We start from the raw sequence: 20,008 nt of genomic DNA, 5'->3' as shown, positions 1-20,008 counted from the left end.
GCTCAACCAGGCAGCCCGCCGCCACAACCAGGTGGATACGACAGAAGGGAAATCCTCGTGACTGCCGAATCGGCCGAGCCGTCCCGACCGGCTCAACCAGCCCCGCCCCAAGGGGCGTTCGACCACCGTATGGCCGTCTTCGGCTCCGACGACGCGTTCGTCGCGGCCGCGCTCCCCTTCCTCGTGGAGGGCCTGGCCGCACCGGACGAACCACCGCCCGTCGCCATCGCCGACCCCGGCAGACTGGATTTCCTGCGCGACGCGCTGGGCACGGACGCCAAGGGCGTCGCCTTCGTGCCGCACACCGAGTGGTACACGGGCTCGGCGGCCAACGCCGTGGCACAGAGCGCCGGTTACCTCGCCGCGAACGCGGGACCCGGCGGCCGTGTCCACCTCCTCATGGAGCCGCACTGGGCCGGCCGTGCCGGACGCTCGGCACGCGAGACCACCGAGTGGATCCGCTACGAGTCGCTCGCCAACCTCCTCTTCGCTCCGTTCGCGACGACCGCCCTGTGCGCGTACGACACCCGCACCGCGGGCCCCGCCATCGTCGACGCCGCCCGCCGGGCGCACCCCGGCACGCCGGTGTACGAGCAACCGGCCCGCCTGGTCCACGAGTTGGACTCGATCCCCCTGCCCCCGCCGCCACCGGACGCCGAGCGCCTCACCGCACCGGACCGCGACACCCTGCGCGAACGGGCCCGGGCGCGCGGACTCGCCCCCGCGGACGCCGACCTCTTCGCGACGGCGGTCACCGAGGCGGCGACCCCGTACGTACCCCCGCTCCCCACACCCCCGCTCCCCGAGGTCCTGCTGTGGGGCGAGGCACCCGCCTGTGTCTGTGAGCTGCGTGTGCCCGAGCGGATCACCGATCCGCTCGCCGGCTTCGTCCCGCCGCCCGCCGAGGGCCCGGAGCCCGGCCAGGGACTGTGGTTCACCCGCCAGGTCTGCGCGTACGTGGACATCCGGGACGCGGAGCCGGGCGACGGCTCGCTGATCCGTGTCCAGTACGCGTAGGAGCGCGGCACACCCGGTCCCGTACACCTCCGTACGGCGAAGGCACCCGCACGCCCAATAACCGGTGCGAACGCACGTTTTCAGGTAGGCATTCAGGTAGTACTCCCCGTGTCCACGAGCCACGGGGAGCCGAACCTTTACGCATGCTGGAACTCTCCGGAGGACATCCTCCGGATCCCGACGCCGCGTACGGCTGGTACCCCCAACCACCATTGGGAGCAGGCCACTTGAGCGTCGTGTACGACCCCCGCCCTGTCGCGGCGGCCGAGGCCCGCGCGGAGGTCAGGCGGCAGCTGGAGGTCTGGGGGCTCGCGGAACAGAGCGACACGGCGGAGCTCCTCGTCAGCGAACTCGTCACCAACGCCCTGATACACGCGGCGAGTCGCCTCCGCCTCACCCTCTCGGCCGCGCACGGAGTCCTGCGCTGCGAGGTCTCCGAGGCAGGCCGCCGCCCTCCGGAGGTGTCCCGGGCGGGCACCGCGGTGGGCGGCTGCGGGATGTTCCTGGTGGATGCGCTCGCGTGGCGCTGGGGCTGCCACCAGGACGGGCCGGGCCGGACCCTCTGGTTCGAGCTCGGCACGTGCGGGTCCGACGGCTGTGGTCGGCGACAGCCGTAGTGCCCCGCGAGTTCCGGACGAACCGTTGTCCACCTCCGGAACCACAGCCCGGGCCCCGGTGGCGCGCCCTGCCGCCGGGGCCCGCCCGAACGCCTTCTCCTCGCCCGGCACGCTCCTCACCTGTGGACATCGGGTGGTGATCGCCGCACGCCCTCTTGTGCGCCCGTTCTCTTTACGCTTTCTTGATCCGCATGGCTGACACCTCTGGGAACGCGGACACCACTGGAAGCACGGCCACGGGAGCGACGGGGGAGTCCCTCCCCGGTCCCCGCAAGTCCAGTTGGAAATACATCGGCCCCGGCATCGTGGTGGCCGCGACGGGCGTCGGCGCCGGAGACCTCGTCGCCACGCTCATCGCGGGCTCGAACTTCGGCTACACGCTCCTCTGGGCCGCCGTCATCGGCTGTCTCGTCAAGATCTCGCTGGCCGAGGCGGCGGGCCGCTGGCATCTGTCCACCGGCCGCACGCTCTTCGACGGCTGGGCGAGCCTGGGCCGCTGGACGTCGTGGTTCTTCGTCGTGTACGTCGTGATCTGGGGCTTCGTCTACGGCGCCGCGGCCATGTCCTCGTCGGGCCTGCCGCTCCAGGCGCTCTTCCCGGACGTCATGGACCTCGAATGGTGGGCCGTCCTGACCGGTCTGGTCGGCCTGGTCTTCGTCTGGTTCAACAAGTACGAGGTCTTCGAGAAGGTCATGACCGTCCTGGTCGGCGTGATGTTCGTCGTCACGGTCTACCTGGCGATCCGCGTCACCCCGAACCTCGGCGACGCCTTCGCGGGCCTGCTCCCGGTCCTCCCCGACGAGAAGGACTCGATCCTCAACACGCTCGGCCTGATCGGCGGTGTGGGCGGCACGATCACGCTCGCCGCGTACGGCTACTGGGTCAACGCGAAGGGCTGGACGAACACCGGCTGGATGAAGGTGATGCGCCTGGACAACCGCGTCGCGTACATCACCACCGGCATCTTCGTCATCTCGATGCTCTTCGTCGGCGCGGAACTCCTCCACTCCTCCAACGTCGCCATCGCGAGCGGCGACAAGGGCCTCATCCAGCTCGGCGACATCCTGGAGGACGAGTACGGCACGGCGACCGCCAAGTTCTTCCTCATCGGCTTCTTCGCCACGTCCTTCACATCCCTGATCGGCGTCTGGCACGGCGTGAGCCTGATGTTCGCGGACTTCGTGGAGCGCTACCGCAAGGACCGCGCCGACCGCGCGACCGTCGAAGGGGAGACCCCGGCCGGGAAGACGACGTCGGTCGACGAGGTGGCCTCCGGCGCCCGTGAGCGCTCCTGGCCCTTCCGCGCCTACCTCCTCTGGCTGACCTTCCCGCCCATCGTCCTGCTCTTCCAGGGCGAGCCCTTCCGCCTGATCATCCTGTACGGAGTCCTGGGCGCGGCCTTCCTCCCCTTCCTCGCCCTCACCCTGGTCTGGCTCCTCAACTCCTCCCGCACCCCCGCGGAATGGCGCAACGGAATCCTGAGCAACTCCATGCTGACGATCGCGGGCCTGCTCTTCATCGTCCTGTGCGTCAAGCAGATCTGGGACCAGCCGTGGTCGGAGTTCTTCTAGCCGCGGCCGTGATCCGGGCTGACACGCGGACACACGGAAGCGCCGCCGCCGGATCGGCGGCGGCGCCGGCCCGTTGACGAGCCGTCCCTACGGGAGCCCGTGCACGTGCGGTCCCACCGCGTTCGACCAGGCGTTGCCGGCCGTCGCGTCCCAGTTCGTCGACCAGGTCATCGCGCCGCGCAGGTCCGGGTAGGTCCTGGAGGGCTTGAAGGAGCCGCAGTTGGTGCCCCTGGTGAGGCAGTCGAGGGCGTTGTTGACGATGCTGGGGGAGACGTAGCCGCTGCCCGCGCCCCTCGTCGAGGCCGGCAGGCCGAGGCCCACCTGGGACGGGGCGAGGCCGCCCTCCAGCTGGATGCAGGCGAGGGCGGTGAGGAAGTCCACCGATCCCTGGGAGTACACCTTGCCGTCGCAGCCGAGCATCGAACCGCTGTTGTAGTACTGCATGTTGACGACCGTGAGGATGTCCTTGACGTTCAGGGCCGTCTGGAAGTAGCCGTTGGACGTCGACTGCATGTCGATCGTCTGCGGAGCCATCGTGATGATCAGCGAGGAGCCCGCCTTCGAGGACAGGGACCGCAGCGCCTGCGTCATGTACGTGGCGTTGATGCCGTTCTCCAGGTCGATGTCGACGCCGTCGAAGCCGTACGTCTGCATCAGCGTGTAGACGGAGTTGGCGAAGTTCGTCGCCGAGGCGGAGTCGTTCACGGCGACCGTGCCGCGCTCGCCGCCGATCGAGATGATCACCTTCTTGCCCGCGGCCTGCTTGGCCCGGACGTCCGCCTTGAACTGGTCGACGGTGTAGCCGCCGAGGCCTGCCGAGTCGAGGTTGAAGGCCACCGCGCCGGGAGTGCCCGTGGCGTCGGCGAAGGCCACCGCGATGATGTCGTACTGGGACTGGACGTCGGAGATCTTCTGGACGGCCGCGCCGTTGTTGAAGTTCTGCCAGTAGCCGGTCACCGCGTGCTTGGGCAGCGCGGTCCCGCCGCCCGAGTCCGCCTTGGTCGTCCCGGTGACCGCCGTCGACTTCACCGACTCACCGGCCGCGTTCGTCGCGGTGACCTGGAAGGAGTACGAGGTGGAGGCGGCGAGGCCGGTGACCGTCGCCGATGTGCCGGTCACCGCGAGGACCTTCGTACCGGCGCGGTAGACGTTGTAGCCGGTCGCGCCCGACACCGTGTTCCAGGCGAGGGAGACGGAGGAGGAGCTCGTGGACGCCACGTTCAGACCGGCGGGCGTCGAGGGGACGACCGGATCGGGGTCGCCGCCTCCGCCCCCGTCGGGCCCGAACACGGACACGTCGTCGGCGAAGTAGGCCGCCTGTCCGTACCAGCCGTGCGTGTAGACGGTCACGGACGTCGTGGACGAGCCCGTCGTGAACGACGTCGTCAGTTGCTTCCAGGATGAGGAGTCCGGGGTCCAGGTCGACACGTCCGTCGTCCCCGTACCGCTCGCCCCGAGGTACGCGTACCCGCCCTGCACCCACGCGCTCAGCGTGTACGTCGAGTTGGGCTTCACCGCCACGGTCTGGCTGCACCTGGCGTTGTCCTGCCCGGCGGGCGTGGCCTTCAGGGCGGACGCACCGCCGTGCACGGGGGAGGAGACGGCGGCGCCGCTGCCCGCCGAGCAGGTCCAGTTGGAGAGCCCCGACTCGTAGCCGGCGTTCTTGGTGTTGTTGACGTCGGCGGCCGAAGCCTGGCCGGCTCCGGCAAGGGAGAGGACGGACGCGGCGAGTGCGGTGGCGAGGGCTGCCGCCCAGGTCCGTCTGCGTCTGGGCATGCCTGGTACGCGGTCCACTGGGGCCTCCGGTGGGGGAGTGGGAGTCAAAAGTGGGGGACGACTACGGTGGCCACCGCTGGAGGACCAAGGTGGTCCAGACCAATCCGGTTGTCAAGACCTCTGACGGAGGTCAACGCCCTTGCCGTACCGTCGAGTTGAGGCATATGCGCCTCACTCTGTGTGGATCACCCGCGCACCTTGTGTGAGGTGATCTCGCTGATCCGGTGTTGAGCGGCCCATGCCGTGGATAAGGTGCAGTTGCGGAAGGGCGCCACAGTGACAAATTCGCGTTCTTCCGTGAAGGTTTGATGGTGGAATCAGGGGCGATCTGAGGCGGTGGTTGACCACCCCGCCGCAGTGAACGGGGTGGTGTGCAGCGTGCCGACCGCGATAGCCGTCACCAGTTCCGATCTGGTGCTCCCACCGCACGACCGGCAGACCCCGCCCGCCGCTGTCCAGCCACTCGAAAGCCTCGAAAGCTCCCTCACCGGGATGCACGCGCTCATCGAACAGCACGGATATGTGATCGCGCTGTACCCGGCCTCCACACCGGGTGACATCACCCGGCGGCTGCACGCCGTGCGCTCCGTCCTGGAGAGCGACCGCATCGCGCTGCTCGGCCTGGACCTTCCGCCGCTCGGACTCGCCCTGCTCGCCCAGCAGTTGCGGCAGCTCTCCGTCTGCGACTTCAGCCCCGGCGTGCTCGCGTCCTCCGCGCGGCTGCTCGCCCACTACATCTACGCGGGCGCCCTGCTCGGCTCGGTCGCCAAGCTGGACCGCATCCCCGTGACCCTGAAGTCGCACGCCAAGTCATGGGTACCGGGCGCCCAGTTCGCCGTACTGGCCAATCCTCGGCCGCAACTGGTCCGCGTCGGCCACGAGGAGCTCACCGGGCCCGAGTTCGGGACACGGATGCTCGTCGCGCCCGGACAGCTGCCCGCCGAGTGGCTCACCGGGACGCTCGCGCCCGCCTGGCGCGTCCAGGGCGTCACGACCGTGCCCCTGCCCGCGGAGTCCACGCGCTGGTGGGGCACGGGCAAGGTCGCCGAGTTCGCCACCGGGCTCTACGACGTGTCCGTGCTGTACCAACTCGTCTCGTCCGTGCGGCGCGAGGAGTGTCACTGGTGCGGCCTCGAGCTCATCGGCGACCGCTGCGGATTCTGTGCGGCGCCTTTGCCACCGCCCCAGGAGCTTCCGAGGGCCACGGTGCGGGCAGCTTCTTCGGTACGTGCCCTGCCCCGAGGGGCTTCGTGAACCACGTAAGTCATGTACGTACACCTGAATAACGGTGCACAACAGGCACGTTGAACGAGCACGTAGAACGAATTACCAGGCACGACCGCTCGACCCCGCTGTCCCCGCCCCCCGATCGAGGTTGTCCGCGTCATGAATTCACGCCAGCGCCGCGGCGTCATCCTGCTGGTCCTCTCGGCCCTGTGCGCCCTGGGCGCCTTCGCCGGAGTGCTCTCGGTGATCCGCGACGTGAACTCGAAGGTCGGCCCCGAGGTCGCGGCGTACCGACTGAAGGACGACGTCGCGCCCTACCGGGAGCTGTCGTCCGACCAGTTCGAGAAGGTCTCCATGCCCGAGCGGTGGCTGTCGTCCACCGCCGTCACCGACCTCTCCCAGATCCGCGGCAAGATCGCGGTCACCCGGCTGGAGAAGGGCTCGCTGCTCCAGAGGGACATGATCGTGGACCGGCCCGAGCTGGAGGCCGGCCAGCAGGAGATCGCGATCATGATCGACGCGGCGACCGGTGTGGCGGGCAAGATCAACCCGGGCTCGCGGGTCAACATCTACGCCACGTTCAAGGACGAGACCGACAACGGCAAGGACCAGTCGAAGGTCATCGTCGAGAACGCCCGCGTCATCGACGTCGGCAAGCTGACCGCCCTGGACCCGGGCCAGTCCAGCAACGACCGCCGTCGCACCGCGAACGAGGCGGTCCCGATCACCTTCGCCCTCGACACCGCCGACGCCCAACGCGTCGCGTACGCCGAGTCGTTCGCCGAACACGTCCGCCTCGCCCTGGTCGCGGGCGGCACCGACCCGACCGTCGCCCCCGGCGACCGCACGTACACCCTCGACGAGGACAAGTAGGAGGCCGTGATGCGCTCAGCCCCCACGTGGCCAGGCCGAGGGAACGGCGTGCCAGGCCGAGGCCGAGGGACCGGCCGATGACCATCCGCATCCTCCCCGCCGTCGGCGACATCGACTCGGCCCGCGCGCTTACCACGCTGCTGAGCCAGCTCGCCGACGCCGAACCCGCGCCGCCCGTCGCGGACACCACGGCCCTGCTGGACACCCTGGCCCGCCTCGCCGCCGAGTCCCTCGACGAACTGCCCGAGGTCGTCCTCGTCCACGAGCGGATCGGCCCGGTCCCGGCGCTCGACGTCATCCGCGACCTGGTGCTGAGCTTCCCGGCCGTCGGCGTCGTCCTCATCACCGCCGACACCAGCACCAACGTGCTCACAGCCGCCATGGACTCCGGCGCCCGCGGCATCATCGGCCTGCCCCTCGGCTACGACGCCCTCGCCGAACGCGTCCACGCGGCCGCCGCCTGGTCCATGGGCATGCGACGCCATCTCGGCAGCGGCACACCCGAGTTGTACGCGGGACCGGGCGGCCGGGTCGTCACAGTGACCGGGGCGAAGGGCGGCGTCGGCGCGACCGTCGCCGCGGTCCAGCTCGCCCTGGCCGCCCAGGCGTCGGGCCGCTCCGTGGCCCTGCTCGACCTGGACCTCCAGTCGGGGGACGTGGCCTCGTACCTCGACGTGCAGTTCCGCCGCTCCATCGCCGACCTCGCCGGGATCAGCGACATCAACCCGCGCGTGCTCCAGGACGCCGTCTACACCCACGACACCGGACTCGGCCTCCTCCTCGCCCCCGCCGAGGGCGAACGCGGCGAGGAGATCACCGACCGGGTGGCCCGCCAGGTCCTCGCCGCCCTGCGCTCCCGCTACGAGGTCGTCGTCGTCGACTGCGGCGCCCAGCTGAACGCCGCGAACGCGGCGGCCGTCGAACTGGCCGACCAGGCCCTGCTGTTGGTGACCCCCGACGTGGTCGCCGTCCGCGCCGCCAAACGCATGGTCCGCATGTGGGACCGCCTCCAGATCCGCAAGGCCGAGGAGACCCTGACCGTCGTCAACCGCTTCTCCCGCGGTACGGAGATACAGCCGTCCCTCGTCGAACGCGTCACCGGCACGAAGGTCGCCCGCTCCACCGTGCCCGCCGCCTTCAAGGAGCTCCAGTCGGTGGTGGACGCCGGCCGCATGCAGGACCTGGACGCCCGCTCCACGGTCAAGCAGGCGCTGTGGGCCCTGGCGGGCGAGCTGGACCTGGTGGTCAAGCAGGAGGGCGGTGGCGGCGGCCGGCGTCGTAAGGCCTCGTCGGACCGGGGGGCGCTGGCCCTGCGCCGCAAGGGCGGCGACCGAGGAGCGGTCACCCTCGAATTCGCCGGGATGTTCCCCATCCTGCTGGTCGTGATGACGATCCTGTGGCAGTGCGTGCTGTACGGCTACACGTACTCCCTCGCGGGGAACGCGGCGGACGAGGCGGCGAGGGCCGCGACGGCGGCGAACGCGGTGACGCCGGGGGCGTACGGCGGTGCCTGTCAGGACGCGGGCAGCGAGAACCTACCGGGCGCCTGGGACGACACCGCGATCGGCTGTGCCCCCGACGGGCCGGTCATGAAAGCCACGGTCACCGCCCAAGTACCCCTGTTCTTCCCGGGCTTCGACGTGAACTGGACGGTCGACGCAGAGGCGGGGGCCGCGCTGGAAGGGGACGACGAATGAAGCGTCTCCCGGCACGCCGCCCGACCCGCCTCCTGAGGCGTCTCGTGAAACGTCTCCGGGGCGACGACCGGGGCGTATCCATGCTGGAGTTCGCCGGTTTCCTCCCCATCCTTCTCCTCGTGGGCATGGCGGCCATCCAGCTCGGCCTGATCGGCTACGGGATCAACCAGGCCGGTTCGGCGGCGCGGGCCGCGGCCCGCGCCGCCTCGCAGGGCGAGGACGGCGCCGCGGCGGGCCAGGCCGCGGTAAGCGGCTGGCTCAACCCGGCCGTGTCGCCCAATGAGGGCCCCGACCTCACCACCGCGACGGTCACGCTCCAAGTCCCTGCCGTCATCCCCCTCCTGCCCGCCGTGACCGTGGAACGCCACGCCACCATGCCCACCGACGACTGACCGACCGAGAAACCGAGAACCGAGAGGAGGCGACCCGCATGAGCCTGCGAGCCCGTATCGCCGCCCCCGAAGAGGGCGGATCAGGCCGCGAGGACGGCCACCTCGTCGCCGTCTACCGTGCCAAGCTGCTCGAAGAGATCGACCTCGCCGAGATGTCGAGCCTCGCGGCGGCCGAGCGGCGGATGCGCCTGGAGCGCGTGCTCGGGCACATCATCAGCCGCGAGGGCCCGGTCCTGTCGTCCGCCGAGCGCTCCCAGCTGATCAGAAGGGTCGTCGACGAGGCACTCGGCCTCGGCGTCCTCGAACCCCTCCTCGCCGACGCGTCCATCACCGAGATCATGGTCAACGGACCGGACTCGATCTTCGTGGAGCGGGCCGGACGGGTGGAACAGCTCCCGCTCAGGTTCGCCTCGAACGAGCAGCTGATGCAGACCATCGAGCGCATAGTCTCCACGGTCAACCGCCGCGTGGACGAGTCGAATCCGATGGTCGACGCCCGCCTCCCCACCGGCGAGCGCGTCAACGTCATCATCCCGCCGCTCGCCCTCACCGGCCCGACCCTCACGATCCGCCGCTTCCCGCGCGCGTACACGCTGCCGGAGCTGATCGGCCTCGGCTCGCTCGACGAGCAGATGCTCATGTTGCTCGCCGCGTTCGTCCGGGCCCGCTTCAATGTCATCGTCAGCGGCGGTACGGGCTCCGGCAAGACCACGCTCCTCAACGCGCTCTCCGGCCTCGTCCCGTCCCACGAGCGCATCATCACCATCGAGGACTCCGCCGAACTCCAGCTCCAGCAGGAGCATGTGATCCGCCTCGAATCCCGCCCCCCGAACGTGGAGGGCAAGGGCCAGATCACCATCCGCGACCTGGTCCGCAACTCCCTGCGTATGCGCCCCGACCGCATCATCGTCGGTGAGGTCCGCGGCGGCGAGACCCTCGACATGCTCCAGGCCATGTCGACGGGCCACGACGGTTCGCTCGCGACCGTCCACTCGAACTCCGCCGAGGACGCCCTGATGAGGCTCCAGACCCTCGGCTCGATGTCCGAGGTCCAGATCCCCTTCGAGGCGCTCAAGGACCAGATCAACTCCGCGGTCGACGTCGTCGTCCAGCTCACCCGCCACGCCGACGGCTCCCGCAAGGTCACCGAGATCGCCCTGCTCGTCTCGCACGGCCGCGAACAGTTCCGCGTCGTCCCGGTCACCCGTTTCGTGCCCCGCCCGACAGGCCCCGACCGCGTCGTCCACGGCCACTTCGAACACCTGCCGCTGCCCCGCTCGGTCGCCGAGAAGCTGTATGTCGCCAACGAGCCCCTGCCGCCCGCCTTCGGGGTCGCGGAGGCCATCGACGTCCTCAACACGAGGCAGGCCATCGGATGACCGGCCGGGCACTCCTCGGGACGACCCCCACCACCGAGACCGACAAGACTGATGAGAGGAGCGAGCCGTGAACAACCAGGCCCTGCTCGCCCTCGGCGGCACCGTCCTGTGCGGCACACTCGCCGTCGCGGGCGTGCACACGTACGCGGTGGGACGCGCCCAGCGCCAGGCCCTCGTCGACCGCCTCTCCGGCGGCGGCCCCCTGCGCACCGCCGCCGGCCGCGCCCGCCGCTTCGCCGCCGTCGACCGCCGGCTGCGCCGCACCCGCCTCGGCCGCACCATCCAGCTGCGCCTCTCGGCGACGGGACTCGACCTGACCGCGGGCGAGTTCTTCACGTACGTCGCCGCCGTGGTCGTCGGCCTCTGGCTGACCGCGGCCGCCGCCCTGGCCCCGTTCTTCGGCCCCATCGCGGGCCTGGCGGGCGTCTGGAGCGCCGCGATCTTCCTCAACTGGCAGCGCCAGAAGCGCATCGAGGCCTTCATCAACCAACTCCCCGACGTGGCCCGCCTGCTGGCCAACGCGGCGGCGGCCGGCCTCGCCCTGCGCACGGCCCTGGCGATGGCGGCGGAGGAGCTGGAGGCCCCGGCGGGCGAGGAACTGGCGCGAGTGGCCGACCAGTTGACCCTGGGCCGCTCGGTCGACGACGCGCTCGGCGAACTGGCCGAACGCCTCCCGTCCCGCGAACTGGTCGTCCTCGTGACGACCCTCGTCCTGTCCAACAAGGCGGGCGGCTCCGTCGTCAACTCCCTGCGGAACCTCACCCAGACCCTGGAGGACCGCAAGGAGACCCGTCGCGAGGTTCGCACCATGCTCTCCGAGGTCAACGCGACCGCCTTCACGGTCCCCCTCCTCGGCGTCGGCTCCCTCCTCCTCATCAACTCCTCGAACGAGGGCGCCCTGGCCAAGGTGACCGGCTCCCCGCTCGGCCAGACCCTGGTGCTCATCGCGATGGGCCTCTACACCATCGGCTTCTTCGTCATCCGCCGCCTCGGCAAGATCGAAGTATGAGGAGGAGGGGATCACGTTGCTTGCCTTGCTCCTTGCCGCACTGACCGGCCTCGCCGTCGGGGGCATGCTCCTCGGCATCCGCATGTACCGCGCGGAGGCCAAGCTCCCCGGCGACATGGCGCTCGCCCTGGAGGTCGGCGCCACCCGCGTCTCGAAGTCCGACTCGGCCGTCGACCGCCTCGGCATGCGGTTCGCCCCGCTCGTCCTGCGGCTGATGGGCCCCCGCCGCGTCGACGCCAAACGCCGCCGCATCGACATGGCGGGCAACCCCGGCGGCCTGACCCTGAACCGCTACGCGGCCCGCCGCGCCGTGTACGGGGTCTTCGGCGTCCTGCTCTTCCTGATCTTCCTCACCAACGGGCAGCTCCTCTTCGCCCTGATGGCCCTCGCCTTCGGACTGCTCGCCGCCGACGCCCTCATCTGGCAGGCCATCCGCGAACGCAAGGAGGTCATCGACCGCACCCTCCCGGACTTCCTGGACGTCCTGGCGGTCGTGGTGTCCGCGGGCCTCGGCTTCCGCCAGGCCCTCGACCGGGTCGCGGACCACTACGAGGGCCCGTGGGCGGACGAACTGCGCATCACGCTGCGCCAGATGGACATGGGCGTCAGCCGCCGCCAGGCCTTCGACGAACTGCGCAAGCGCAACTCCTCCGAACAGGTCGCCCAGTTCGTCTCGGCGCTCCAGCAGGGCGAGGAGCTGGGCTCCCCGATCGCGGACACCCTCATCCAGCTCGCCACGGACATGCGCCGCACCGACGCCCAGAACTCCCGCCGCCGCGCCGCCAAGACGATTCCCAAGGCGACCATGGTCACCCTGGTCTTCATGCTCCCGGCCACGATGATCCTCATCGCCACAGGCATGTTCCTGGGCTCCGGCTCGAACTTCGGCTCGATCCTGGGACGCTGAGATGCCCGGGACCTGGAAGCACCGGTGGTCATGGCGCCCCGATAAGGGGCGCGGGGAACTGCGCGACCAGCCACAACGGACCCGCGGCCTCCGAACGGCCCTCCCTCCGGGCGGCTCCGCCAAGTGGGCCACAGGCTACTTCGCAGACGACGCGGCAGCGCCCGGCAGCGTCCGCCTCCAGCTCAACGCCCTCCAGGCCCTGTGCCGCCAGGCGTTCGCGGTCCGGCTCACCCTGATCGCGATCGGAGCCCCCTTCGCGACGGCCAACGCGACGGACGGCCCGCCCCGTTACGGCGTCCTCGCCGCGGCGGTCCTCGGCGTCATGGGCTCGTACGCCATGCTCAGGGACTGGGACCGCTTCGCCCCCCGCCTCCTCGCCCACCCCACCCTCATGGCGGTGGACCTGGTCTTCGGCGCGGTACTCCTGCTGACGGCGTCCCCCGCCTCCCCTCTCGCGTACGCGGCCGTCTGCACCCCGCTCCTGGCGGGCCTGCTGTACGGCTGGCGCGGCTCCGGAGTCTTCACGGGTCTCCAACTCGTCGTGCTGCTCACGGTGTTCAGAGCCTGGGAACACCGTCCGGGCGCCGGCGCCAGCACCCTCCTGGTCGCCGGCTTCTGCATCGCCGCGGGCATCATCGGCGTCACCCTCCGCAATCTGATGTTCCACTTCGGCACGGCCAGCCAGGCCCTCGCCGAGGCCAACTCCCGCCTGGCCGTCGCGGAGGCCGTCGAGTCCGAACGGGCCCGCCTCGCCCGCGAGATGCACGACTCCGTGGCGAAGACGCTGCACGGCCTGGCCCTGTCCGCCGAGGCCCTCGCGGTCGCCGCCGACCACGACACGGACCCCCGCGCCCTCAAGTCCCAGGCCACCGCGGTGGCAGGCGCGGCCCGTCGCGCGGCGGCGGAGTCCCGCGACCTCCTGACGGACCTCCGCCACCACACGGCGCTGTCGGCCCCGCCCACGGACCTCAGGACGGAACTGACGTCGAGGGCAACGGACTTCACCGGCCGTACGGGCATCACGGCGAGCGTCGACTACCAGGCGCCCCCCACACTCGTACTCCCGCCCGAGGCCTCCCACCACCTCCTGGCGATCGTCTCGGAGGCGCTGGAGAACACGCACCGCCACGCGACGGGGGCGACGCGGGTGGACGTGACCCTCGACGCCTCGCCCTCCTCGCTCCACCTGACCGTGCTGGACGACGGAACCGGCACGGCCGTATCCCTCAATGACGTACAACACCTGGCGAAATCCGGCCACTTCGGTCTGCTGGGCATGCTGGAGCGCGCGACCTCGATGGGCGCGGGCCTCCAGCTGCACCGAGCCGAGCAGGGCGGCACGGAGGTCAAGGTCGACCTTCCGCTGGCCGCCGCCCTGCCGGTGTCCCCCTCACACACTCCTCAAGAGGAGGCCGCACATGCCTGACCAGGCACATCCCGGCCCGCCCCTACGAGTGCTCGTGGCCGACGACAACCCCGTCGTCCGGGCGGGCCTGGCGGCCCTGCTCGACGCCCACCCCGACATCCGGGTCACGGCCCGGGCGTCGAACGGTGCGGAGGCACTCACGGCCGCGACCCGACACCGCCCCGACGTGATCCTGCTGGACGTCCGCATGCCCGGCACGGACGGCCTCACGGCACTGCCTTCGCTGGCCGGGCTGGCTCCCGTGATGATGCTGACGTACAGCCGTGAACCCGAGGTGGTGGCCCGGGCGTTGCGCCTGGGAGCCGCCGGTTACCTCGTGCACGGCGAGTTCACGGCGGACGAACTCATCACCGCCGTCCGCAACTTGAGTGACGGAAGGGCCACCTTCACGGCCTCCGCCGCCGAGGCCGCCGCTGTGTCGGATTCGCTCGGTGTTTCGTACGAACCGAACGAAAACTCTTCGCATCTGCAATCGGTTGTGGCACAGTCGTCGAAGGCTCGACCCGCCTCCGCGGCGGGGCTCCACCGCCGCGGCCCTAACCCACTGGAATTCGGGCTGAGTTCACGGGAGGTGGAGGTCATGGATCTCATCGCGGCCGGCATGAACAACCGGCAGATCGCCGCCACGTGCTTCATCAGCGAGAAGACCGTCAAGAACCACATCAATCGCATCTTCGCAAAGCTGCACAGTTCAACCCGCAGCGAAGCGATCGCCCACTGGCTGGGCACGGCCCACGAGGGGTGGAACCGGTGACTCCGAACTCGGGAAGTTGGGCCCCTGGACCCACCCGGAGTAGGCGGGTTCTCACGTACGGTGCGCGGGACGGTAGTGGTTTTGGGTGGGAGGGAAGGGATCACTGTGACCAAGAGCCTGCAGCCGGAGACGTCCATGGGGACGAAGCAAGCGGTCCGAGGGTGGGCCCGCACCGTGGCCTCCCGAATGCGAGGACGGGACCGGGACGCGGGAGCGGGCTTCGTGGAGTACGCGGGCCTGATGATCCTGATCGCGGGAATCTTCACGCTGATCGACGGGCTGGGGCTGGACGGCCTGATCTCGGGTGCGATCCTGGCAGCGGTCACCAGCGTCGTCGGAGGCTGATCTCCGCACGTCCGCGCGGCGACCGGGGGTCGACTCTCCCCATCGCCATCTGGCTGACGGGGATTCTACTCTTCGCCGGGTTCGCGTTCTTCGCATTCGCTCAAGCGGCGTCCGCCCGTAACGGAGCTCAATCCGCGGCGGACGCCGCTGCGTTGGCCGCGGCACAGAGCGCTCGGGACGAACTGGTGAAGGGCCTGGGGGACGCCGTCGTCGGAGGGGACGCCGGCTGGTGGGACTGGCTCGATCCCGAAGACCTCGAAGGCGGCGAAGCCGCCGCGGCGGCCGACGCGTTGGCCGCCGAGAACAACGCGTCCGTCACGGGGTTCGCGGGCGCGACCGTGGCCGAGTTTCCCGGCTACGACGTGGAGATCCAGACCAACTACACGGTCGGAGACTCCATCATCCCGGGCACGGAGAACATGCAGGCGACGGCCGATGCCGTGGCTGTCATCGAGCCCCGCTGCGACTTCGACATACCCGAGGACCCCAAGGACGTCGTCGAACTCGACTGCGACGGCGAACCGGTGAACATCGACCCCGAAGATTTCGATTTGGACGACCTTCCGGACGCGTCCGTGCTGTTCTCTGTGCAACTGGCCGAGTGAAAGGAAGCCGTACCGATGAACATTCGGCGCACCAAGAAGGGCCGCACGGTACTGACCGCGGTGGCGATCACGACTGGGCTGGTCCTCACGGTGGCCGGCTGCGGCGGGGGAGACGACGGCGGTTCGGACAAGAAGACGTCGTCCTCGTCGCCTGCAAAGAACGACGACGGGGACGACGACAAGCAGGAATCCCAAGCACCGCCCGCCGAGCAGACGTTGGCGGAAGTCAAGGCCGGCGGTCTGACCCTGGCTGTCACGTCGGCCACCCGGGACGACGGTGGCTTCGTCACTGTCGAAGGAAGGGTGACGAACAGCAGCGGCAAGCCGTGGGTCGCCGCGGACTGGCGGGGCGACGAGAGCGAACTGGCCAAGAACGGCGGGTCGATCGCCGGCGCGAGCGTGGTCGATCAGAAGGGCAAGAAGAAGTACCTCGTCCTGCGTGACACGGAAGGGCGCTGCCTGTGCACCCGGTTCACCGGGGGCGTGCTGTCGGGTGACACCGCGGAGTGGTTCGCCCAGTTCCCCGCCCCGCCCGAGGACACCACCAAGGTCTCCTTCCAGGTCGGCTCCATGCCCCCCGCGTCCGTCGAACTCTCCGAGGGCGAGTGACCATGTCCCTCACCCTCCGCACCACCGCGATCACCTTCACCGCCCTCACCACGCTCGTCTTCCTGACGCCCCTCACCCCGGCCCAGGCGGACGACGAGGACCCGAGTGCTCCGCCGGGCAGTGTCAGCAGTTCGCCACCCCCTGAAGTGGACGCGAACAGCCCGGGGCTGAAGCTCGCCGACGGCGCCACGCTCGCGCCCGCGCGGGTGCTGGACATCAAGTCGGTCGTCGAGGACCTCGGCGGCGAGGAACGCCGCGTGGACACCAACGAGGACGTGACGTTCGCGCTCCAGGCGGAGGTGCTGTTCCCGAAGGACAGCTCGAAACTCAACCCCGAGGCACGTTCCCGCATCAAGGCGATCGCGGACGAGATCAAGGCCCAGAACGCCACGAACGTCCGCGTCTTCGGCTTCACCGACAACCTGGGCTCGTACGCACACGGCCTGACCCTCTCCAAGAACCGCGCCGAAGTCGTCCACGAGGAACTCGCCGCCGCCCTCGGCGGCACGAACGTCACCTTCGCGGTACGCGGCTACAGCGAGGACTACCCGATCGCCGACAACACCTCGGAACAGGGCCGCCGCAAGAACCGCCGCGTGGAGGTGACGTTCCCGAAGGGGGAGAGTTAGCCCCCGGGACCGGGTAGGAAGGCGGCATGACTGCACTAGGTGCCGTGTTCCGGCCTCAGCTGCCCCCAGAACGTCTGCGCGCGATGGTCCGTACGGCGGAGGACGCGGGGCTGGAGGAGCTGTGGTTGTGGGAGGACTGCTTTCTGGAAGGGGGGATCTCCGCGGCGGCGGCAGCGCTGGCCTGGTCGGAACGGCTGCGGGTGGGAGTGGGTCTGCTTCCCGTGCCGCTGCGGAACGTCGCCGTGACGGCGATGGAGACCGCCACCCTGGACCGGCTCTTCCCGGGGCGGGCGATCGTCGGCGTCGGCCACGGCGTACAGGACTGGATGGGGCAGGTCGGAGCGCGGGCCGAGTCGCCCGTGACGCTGCTGCGTGAGTACCTCGTGGCGTTGCGCGCGCTGCTGCGGGGCGAGCGGGTGACCACGGACGGCCGGTACGTGAAGCTGGACGACGTCGCCCTCGACTGGCCCCCGCAGGCACCGGTGGCGATCCTCGCGGGAGCCACAGGACCGCGTACGCTCCGGCTCTCGGGCGAGTTCGCGGACGGCACCATCCTCACCGCCGGCACGCCCCCGGAAGGCGTGCGCAAGGCGCGCCAGCTGATCGACGAGGGGCGGAAGTCGGCCTCCCGTACCGACGCCCCGCACTCCGTCGTCGTCTACCTCCTCACCGCCACCGGCCCCGACGCCGCCGCCCGTCTCCGCGCCGAGTTGGAGGCGGAGGGCGCGGCGTCGGTCCCGGACCTCGGGGTCGCCGGGGACGCGGAGGCGGTCGCCGAGGCCGTCCGCCGTCTCACGGACGCCGGCGCCGACACCGTGATCCTCCAGCCGACCGCCGACGAACCGGACCCCGAGGCCTTCGTGCGCTTCACCGCCGAGGACGTACGCCCCCTCGTTCCCTAGGGGGCCCGAGCCGTCGTCGCTCATGCCGGGGCCGAGTGTCGGCGCCCGGTGCCCGACGCCCTCGGCATGAGCGACGACGGCTCGGGTCCGCCGTGGAGAGGATGCGTACGTCCTCCTCGTACTCGACTCCGTACTCGACTCCGTACTCGACGGGAACCCGCGAACGTGACAGCGCCCGGCGGCCGGCCCCCGGGAATTCGGTCGCGGCACTCCGACCCCGCCTGTCACCATCGCCCGATGAACCCGGCCGCGTCCTCCACCCCCTCCGCCCTCTCCTTCGAAGAACTCGTCGCCGAAGGCGAAGCCGCCCCCACCGAGGGCTGGGACTTCTCGTGGTTCGAGGGGCGGGCCACCGAGGAGCGCCCCTCCTGGGGATACGCGCGGGCCATGGCCGAGCGTCTGGCCACGGCGGAGGCCGCTCTCGACATCCAGACCGGCGGCGGCGAAGTCCTTGCGTCGGCACGGGAGTTGCCGCGCCTGACGGTCGCCACCGAGGGCTGGCCGCCGAACGTCGCCAAGGCCACCGCCCTGCTCCACCCGCGCGGCGCGGTGGTCGTCGCCTCACCGGAGGACGCCCCGCTGCCGTTCGGCGACGCGGCGTTCGACCTCGTCGTGAGCAGGCACCCGGTGACGGCGCACTGGACGGAGATCGCCCGTGTCCTCGCGCCCGGCGGCACCTACTTCGCCCAGCACGTGGGACCCAGCAGCGTCTACGAACTCGTCGAGTACTTCCTCGGCCCCCAGCCTGAGGCCAACCGCAACGCCCGTCACCCCGGCCGTGAGCGTGCCGGAGCCGAGGCGGCCGGTCTTGAGATCGTCGATCTGCGTGCGGAGCGGCTGCGGATGGAGTTCCACGACATCGGGGCCGTCGTGCACTTCCTGCGGAAGGTGGTGTGGATGGTGCCCGGCTTCACCGTGGACCAGTACCGGACCCGGCTCCTGGAGCTGCACGAGCGGATCGTGGCCGAGGGCCCGTTCGTGGCCCACAGCTCCCGCCACCTCATCGAGGCTCGCCGGCCGTAGAGCACGTGGCGCGAACAAGCCCCCGAGGGCCGGGCGGAGTTGACGTCCGCGGGTTACGCGTGCGGGCCCGCCGTCACCTTCCCCACCACCAACTCGGGCCCGGCCTCCAGCACTTCACCGACCCGCTCCACCTGTTCCCGCAGTTCCCGCTCCTGCGCCTTGGTCAGCCGGGCAAGCGGCTCCACCGTCACCGTCGTCCGCTTCCCCTGCCGCCGCTGGTGCCAGACCCCGGCGACCACGCCGTCGACGAGCAGCACCGGATAGTTCCCCGCCTGCCCGCCCGCCAGGGCCCGCTCGTACGCCGAGCCGGGGAACATCCGCTCGCGGGGCTGCGCGGCGATGGCGTACGCGTCGAAGTAGGGGAGCAGCCGCACCCCGCGTACGGCCTCAGCCGTGAACTCCGTGTCGCCCGCCACCACCCAGGCCGGCGCCCCCTCGAAGTCGACCTCCTCGATCCCGCCCGAGGAGGCCAGCGTCGCGAAGAGGCCGGCGGCCCAACCCCGGGGCGCGGCGGCCCACTTGGCGAAGTGCTGCGGCGTCGCGGGACCGTACGCGTGCAAATAGTGGCCCACGAGCGTGGCGAGCGCCTCGTCCGCGGGGAGCGGGTCGAAGTGCGGCGGGCGGGTGTAGGCGGCCTTGCGGCCGCGGTTGGGGGCGAAGCACAGCGCGCCGGACTGGCCCGCGCGATGCATGACCTGACGCCAGCGCGGCCACTTGCCCTGGAAGGCCTCCATCACGAGGTCCCCGGCCCAGGGGCCCGTGCGGGCCACGACCTCCTCGGACAGCTCGTCGATGGTCAGCTGCCGTCCGTCGAGGGCCTCACCGATCGCGGCGACGACCTGCTCCTCCTGCCCGGGCGTCATCCGCACGCCCGGCGGGGCGCTCGCGCCGCTCGGCACGGCGGTCAGCGCGGCGCTCCAGAAGGGGAGTTCGGCGGCGGCGAGGAGATGGATCGTGCCGCGCGGCCCGTACGTCTTCACCAGGCTCCGGTTGTCCCACAGCGCCGAGCGGACGTCCTGGCGGGTCGCGCCGTCGAGCCGCAGGCCCACGGAGAGCTCGGCGGCGGACAGGACCTGCGCGTGCGTGGCGAGCAGCGTGGAAACGACCTCGGCGACGGGGGTGCCGGCCGGCGCGGGCGCCCGCAGCAGTTGCCGCTCGTAGCGCCGCGCGCTCGCCTCGTCCCATGTGATCCTCGATGTCATGGCAGCGACGCTAGACGTCATTGAGGTCAGATCCTGTCCGCTGCCCCG

At 70.7% G+C, this 20,008-nt stretch carries 20 protein-coding genes; 18 read left to right on the top strand and 2 right to left on the bottom strand.

From position 1 onward, the window contains the following. Positions 1 to 57: 57 nt before the first annotated feature. The 3 genes from OG718_RS22345 to OG718_RS22335 all read left to right on the top strand — a co-directional run bounded on the left by OG718_RS22345 (position 58) and on the right by OG718_RS22335 (position 3,205). Positions 58 to 1,017, top strand: a complete 960-nt coding sequence (locus tag OG718_RS22345; RefSeq protein ID WP_328845005.1) for an MEDS domain-containing protein — start codon at positions 58 to 60, stop codon at positions 1,015 to 1,017. Between the two features lie 143 nt (positions 1,018 to 1,160). Next, on the top strand, positions 1,161 to 1,634 hold the full coding sequence (locus tag OG718_RS22340; protein WP_328845004.1) for an ATP-binding protein: 474 nt from the start codon (positions 1,161 to 1,163) through the stop codon (positions 1,632 to 1,634). A gap of 191 nt (positions 1,635 to 1,825) precedes the next feature. Further along, positions 1,826 to 3,205, top strand: coding sequence for an Nramp family divalent metal transporter (locus tag OG718_RS22335; protein WP_143636738.1), 1,380 nt, complete (start codon positions 1,826 to 1,828; stop codon positions 3,203 to 3,205). 87 nt (positions 3,206 to 3,292) lie between these two features. On the opposite strand, the gene OG718_RS22330 is transcribed toward OG718_RS22335, so the two are convergent. Beyond that, positions 3,293 to 4,981 carry a chitinase gene (locus OG718_RS22330; RefSeq protein ID WP_186001151.1) on the bottom strand — a complete coding sequence of 563 codons (1,689 nt, stop codon included), beginning with the start codon at positions 4,979 to 4,981 and terminating at the stop codon, positions 3,293 to 3,295. Positions 4,982 to 5,359: 378 nt separating this feature from the next. Between OG718_RS22330 and OG718_RS22325 the strand changes: the two genes are divergently transcribed. From OG718_RS22325 to OG718_RS22255, 15 genes are all read left to right on the top strand, one after another. Further along, positions 5,360 to 6,235 (top strand): hypothetical protein, encoded by an 876-nt coding sequence (locus tag OG718_RS22325; protein ID WP_260695115.1) that lies wholly within the window; start codon positions 5,360 to 5,362, stop codon positions 6,233 to 6,235. Between the two features lie 132 nt (positions 6,236 to 6,367). Beyond that, positions 6,368 to 7,081, top strand: coding sequence for a Flp pilus assembly protein CpaB (gene cpaB, locus OG718_RS22320; RefSeq protein WP_143636734.1), 714 nt, complete (start codon positions 6,368 to 6,370; stop codon positions 7,079 to 7,081). A 77-nt stretch (positions 7,082 to 7,158) separates the two neighbouring features. After that, positions 7,159 to 8,778: an AAA family ATPase gene (locus tag OG718_RS22315; RefSeq protein WP_328845003.1), complete on the top strand. Its 1,620-nt coding sequence runs from the start codon at positions 7,159 to 7,161 to the stop codon at positions 8,776 to 8,778. Between the two features lie 44 nt (positions 8,779 to 8,822). Then, positions 8,823 to 9,170 (top strand): TadE/TadG family type IV pilus assembly protein, encoded by a 348-nt coding sequence (locus OG718_RS22310; protein WP_328845002.1) that lies wholly within the window; start codon positions 8,823 to 8,825, stop codon positions 9,168 to 9,170. 38 nt (positions 9,171 to 9,208) lie between these two features. Continuing rightward, a complete protein-coding gene (locus OG718_RS22305; protein WP_143636730.1) occupies positions 9,209 to 10,549 on the top strand; it encodes a CpaF family protein in 1,341 nt (446 codons plus the stop codon). Between the two features lie 67 nt (positions 10,550 to 10,616). Next, positions 10,617 to 11,558: a type II secretion system F family protein gene (locus OG718_RS22300; protein ID WP_328845001.1), complete on the top strand. Its 942-nt coding sequence runs from the start codon at positions 10,617 to 10,619 to the stop codon at positions 11,556 to 11,558. 16 nt (positions 11,559 to 11,574) lie between these two features. Further along, positions 11,575 to 12,465: a DUF5936 domain-containing protein gene (locus OG718_RS22295; RefSeq protein WP_186001150.1), complete on the top strand. Its 891-nt coding sequence runs from the start codon at positions 11,575 to 11,577 to the stop codon at positions 12,463 to 12,465. Position 12,466: 1 nt separating this feature from the next. Beyond that, entirely contained in the window at positions 12,467 to 13,891 is a 1,425-nt protein-coding gene (locus OG718_RS22290) for a sensor histidine kinase (RefSeq protein WP_143636726.1), read from the top strand. Then, entirely contained in the window at positions 13,884 to 14,645 is a 762-nt protein-coding gene (locus tag OG718_RS22285) for a response regulator transcription factor (RefSeq protein WP_143636724.1), read from the top strand. Before OG718_RS22290 ends, OG718_RS22285 begins: the two co-directional genes overlap by 8 nt. A gap of 135 nt (positions 14,646 to 14,780) precedes the next feature. After that, positions 14,781 to 14,990: a hypothetical protein gene (locus OG718_RS22280; protein ID WP_328847805.1), complete on the top strand. Its 210-nt coding sequence runs from the start codon at positions 14,781 to 14,783 to the stop codon at positions 14,988 to 14,990. Beyond that, on the top strand, positions 14,987 to 15,595 hold the full coding sequence (locus tag OG718_RS22275; RefSeq protein WP_306943367.1) for a pilus assembly protein TadG-related protein: 609 nt from the start codon (positions 14,987 to 14,989) through the stop codon (positions 15,593 to 15,595). The genes OG718_RS22280 and OG718_RS22275 overlap by 4 nt, the downstream gene beginning before the upstream one ends. A 15-nt stretch (positions 15,596 to 15,610) precedes the next feature. After that, a complete protein-coding gene (locus OG718_RS22270) occupies positions 15,611 to 16,204 on the top strand; it encodes a hypothetical protein (RefSeq protein WP_328845000.1) in 594 nt (197 codons plus the stop codon). A gap of 2 nt (positions 16,205 to 16,206) precedes the next feature. After that, positions 16,207 to 16,833 (top strand): OmpA family protein, encoded by a 627-nt coding sequence (locus tag OG718_RS22265; protein ID WP_143636720.1) that lies wholly within the window; start codon positions 16,207 to 16,209, stop codon positions 16,831 to 16,833. 26 nt (positions 16,834 to 16,859) lie between these two features. Next, positions 16,860 to 17,735 carry an LLM class flavin-dependent oxidoreductase gene (locus OG718_RS22260; RefSeq protein ID WP_328844999.1) on the top strand — a complete coding sequence of 292 codons (876 nt, stop codon included), beginning with the start codon at positions 16,860 to 16,862 and terminating at the stop codon, positions 17,733 to 17,735. A gap of 237 nt (positions 17,736 to 17,972) precedes the next feature. After that, positions 17,973 to 18,758 carry a class I SAM-dependent methyltransferase gene (locus tag OG718_RS22255; protein WP_328844998.1) on the top strand — a complete coding sequence of 262 codons (786 nt, stop codon included), beginning with the start codon at positions 17,973 to 17,975 and terminating at the stop codon, positions 18,756 to 18,758. Positions 18,759 to 18,811: 53 nt separating this feature from the next. On the opposite strand, the gene OG718_RS22250 is transcribed toward OG718_RS22255, so the two are convergent. Then, positions 18,812 to 19,960, bottom strand: coding sequence for a winged helix DNA-binding domain-containing protein (locus OG718_RS22250; RefSeq protein ID WP_143636714.1), 1,149 nt, complete (start codon positions 19,958 to 19,960; stop codon positions 18,812 to 18,814). Positions 19,961 to 20,008: the final 48 nt, after the last annotated feature.

It is taken from the genome of Streptomyces sp. NBC_00258, assembly GCF_036182465.1.
GTDB lineage: Bacteria > Actinomycetota > Actinomycetes > Streptomycetales > Streptomycetaceae > Streptomyces.
The sequence above is the reverse complement of the archived record's forward strand: the minus strand, read 5'-3'. Positions and strand labels throughout refer to the sequence as shown.

Coding starts and splice junctions, on each gene's coding strand:
- OG718_RS22340 (WP_328845004.1), top strand. CDS start 1,161: ATGCTGGAACTCTCCGGAGGACATCCTCCGGATCCCGACGCCGCGTAC.
- OG718_RS22335 (WP_143636738.1), top strand. CDS start 1,826: ATGGCTGACACCTCTGGGAACGCGGACACCACTGGAAGCACGGCCACG.
- OG718_RS22330 (WP_186001151.1), bottom strand. CDS start 4,981: ATGCCCAGACGCAGACGGACCTGGGCGGCAGCCCTCGCCACCGCACTC.
- cpaB (WP_143636734.1), top strand. CDS start 6,368: ATGAATTCACGCCAGCGCCGCGGCGTCATCCTGCTGGTCCTCTCGGCC.
- OG718_RS22315 (WP_328845003.1), top strand. CDS start 7,159: ATGACCATCCGCATCCTCCCCGCCGTCGGCGACATCGACTCGGCCCGC.
- OG718_RS22305 (WP_143636730.1), top strand. CDS start 9,209: ATGAGCCTGCGAGCCCGTATCGCCGCCCCCGAAGAGGGCGGATCAGGC.
- OG718_RS22290 (WP_143636726.1), top strand. CDS start 12,467: ATGCCCGGGACCTGGAAGCACCGGTGGTCATGGCGCCCCGATAAGGGG.
- OG718_RS22285 (WP_143636724.1), top strand. CDS start 13,884: ATGCCTGACCAGGCACATCCCGGCCCGCCCCTACGAGTGCTCGTGGCC.
- OG718_RS22280 (WP_328847805.1), top strand. CDS start 14,781: ATGGGGACGAAGCAAGCGGTCCGAGGGTGGGCCCGCACCGTGGCCTCC.
- OG718_RS22270 (WP_328845000.1), top strand. CDS start 15,611: ATGAACATTCGGCGCACCAAGAAGGGCCGCACGGTACTGACCGCGGTG.
- OG718_RS22265 (WP_143636720.1), top strand. CDS start 16,207: ATGTCCCTCACCCTCCGCACCACCGCGATCACCTTCACCGCCCTCACC.
- OG718_RS22260 (WP_328844999.1), top strand. CDS start 16,860: ATGACTGCACTAGGTGCCGTGTTCCGGCCTCAGCTGCCCCCAGAACGT.
- OG718_RS22255 (WP_328844998.1), top strand. CDS start 17,973: ATGAACCCGGCCGCGTCCTCCACCCCCTCCGCCCTCTCCTTCGAAGAA.
- OG718_RS22250 (WP_143636714.1), bottom strand. CDS start 19,960: ATGACATCGAGGATCACATGGGACGAGGCGAGCGCGCGGCGCTACGAG.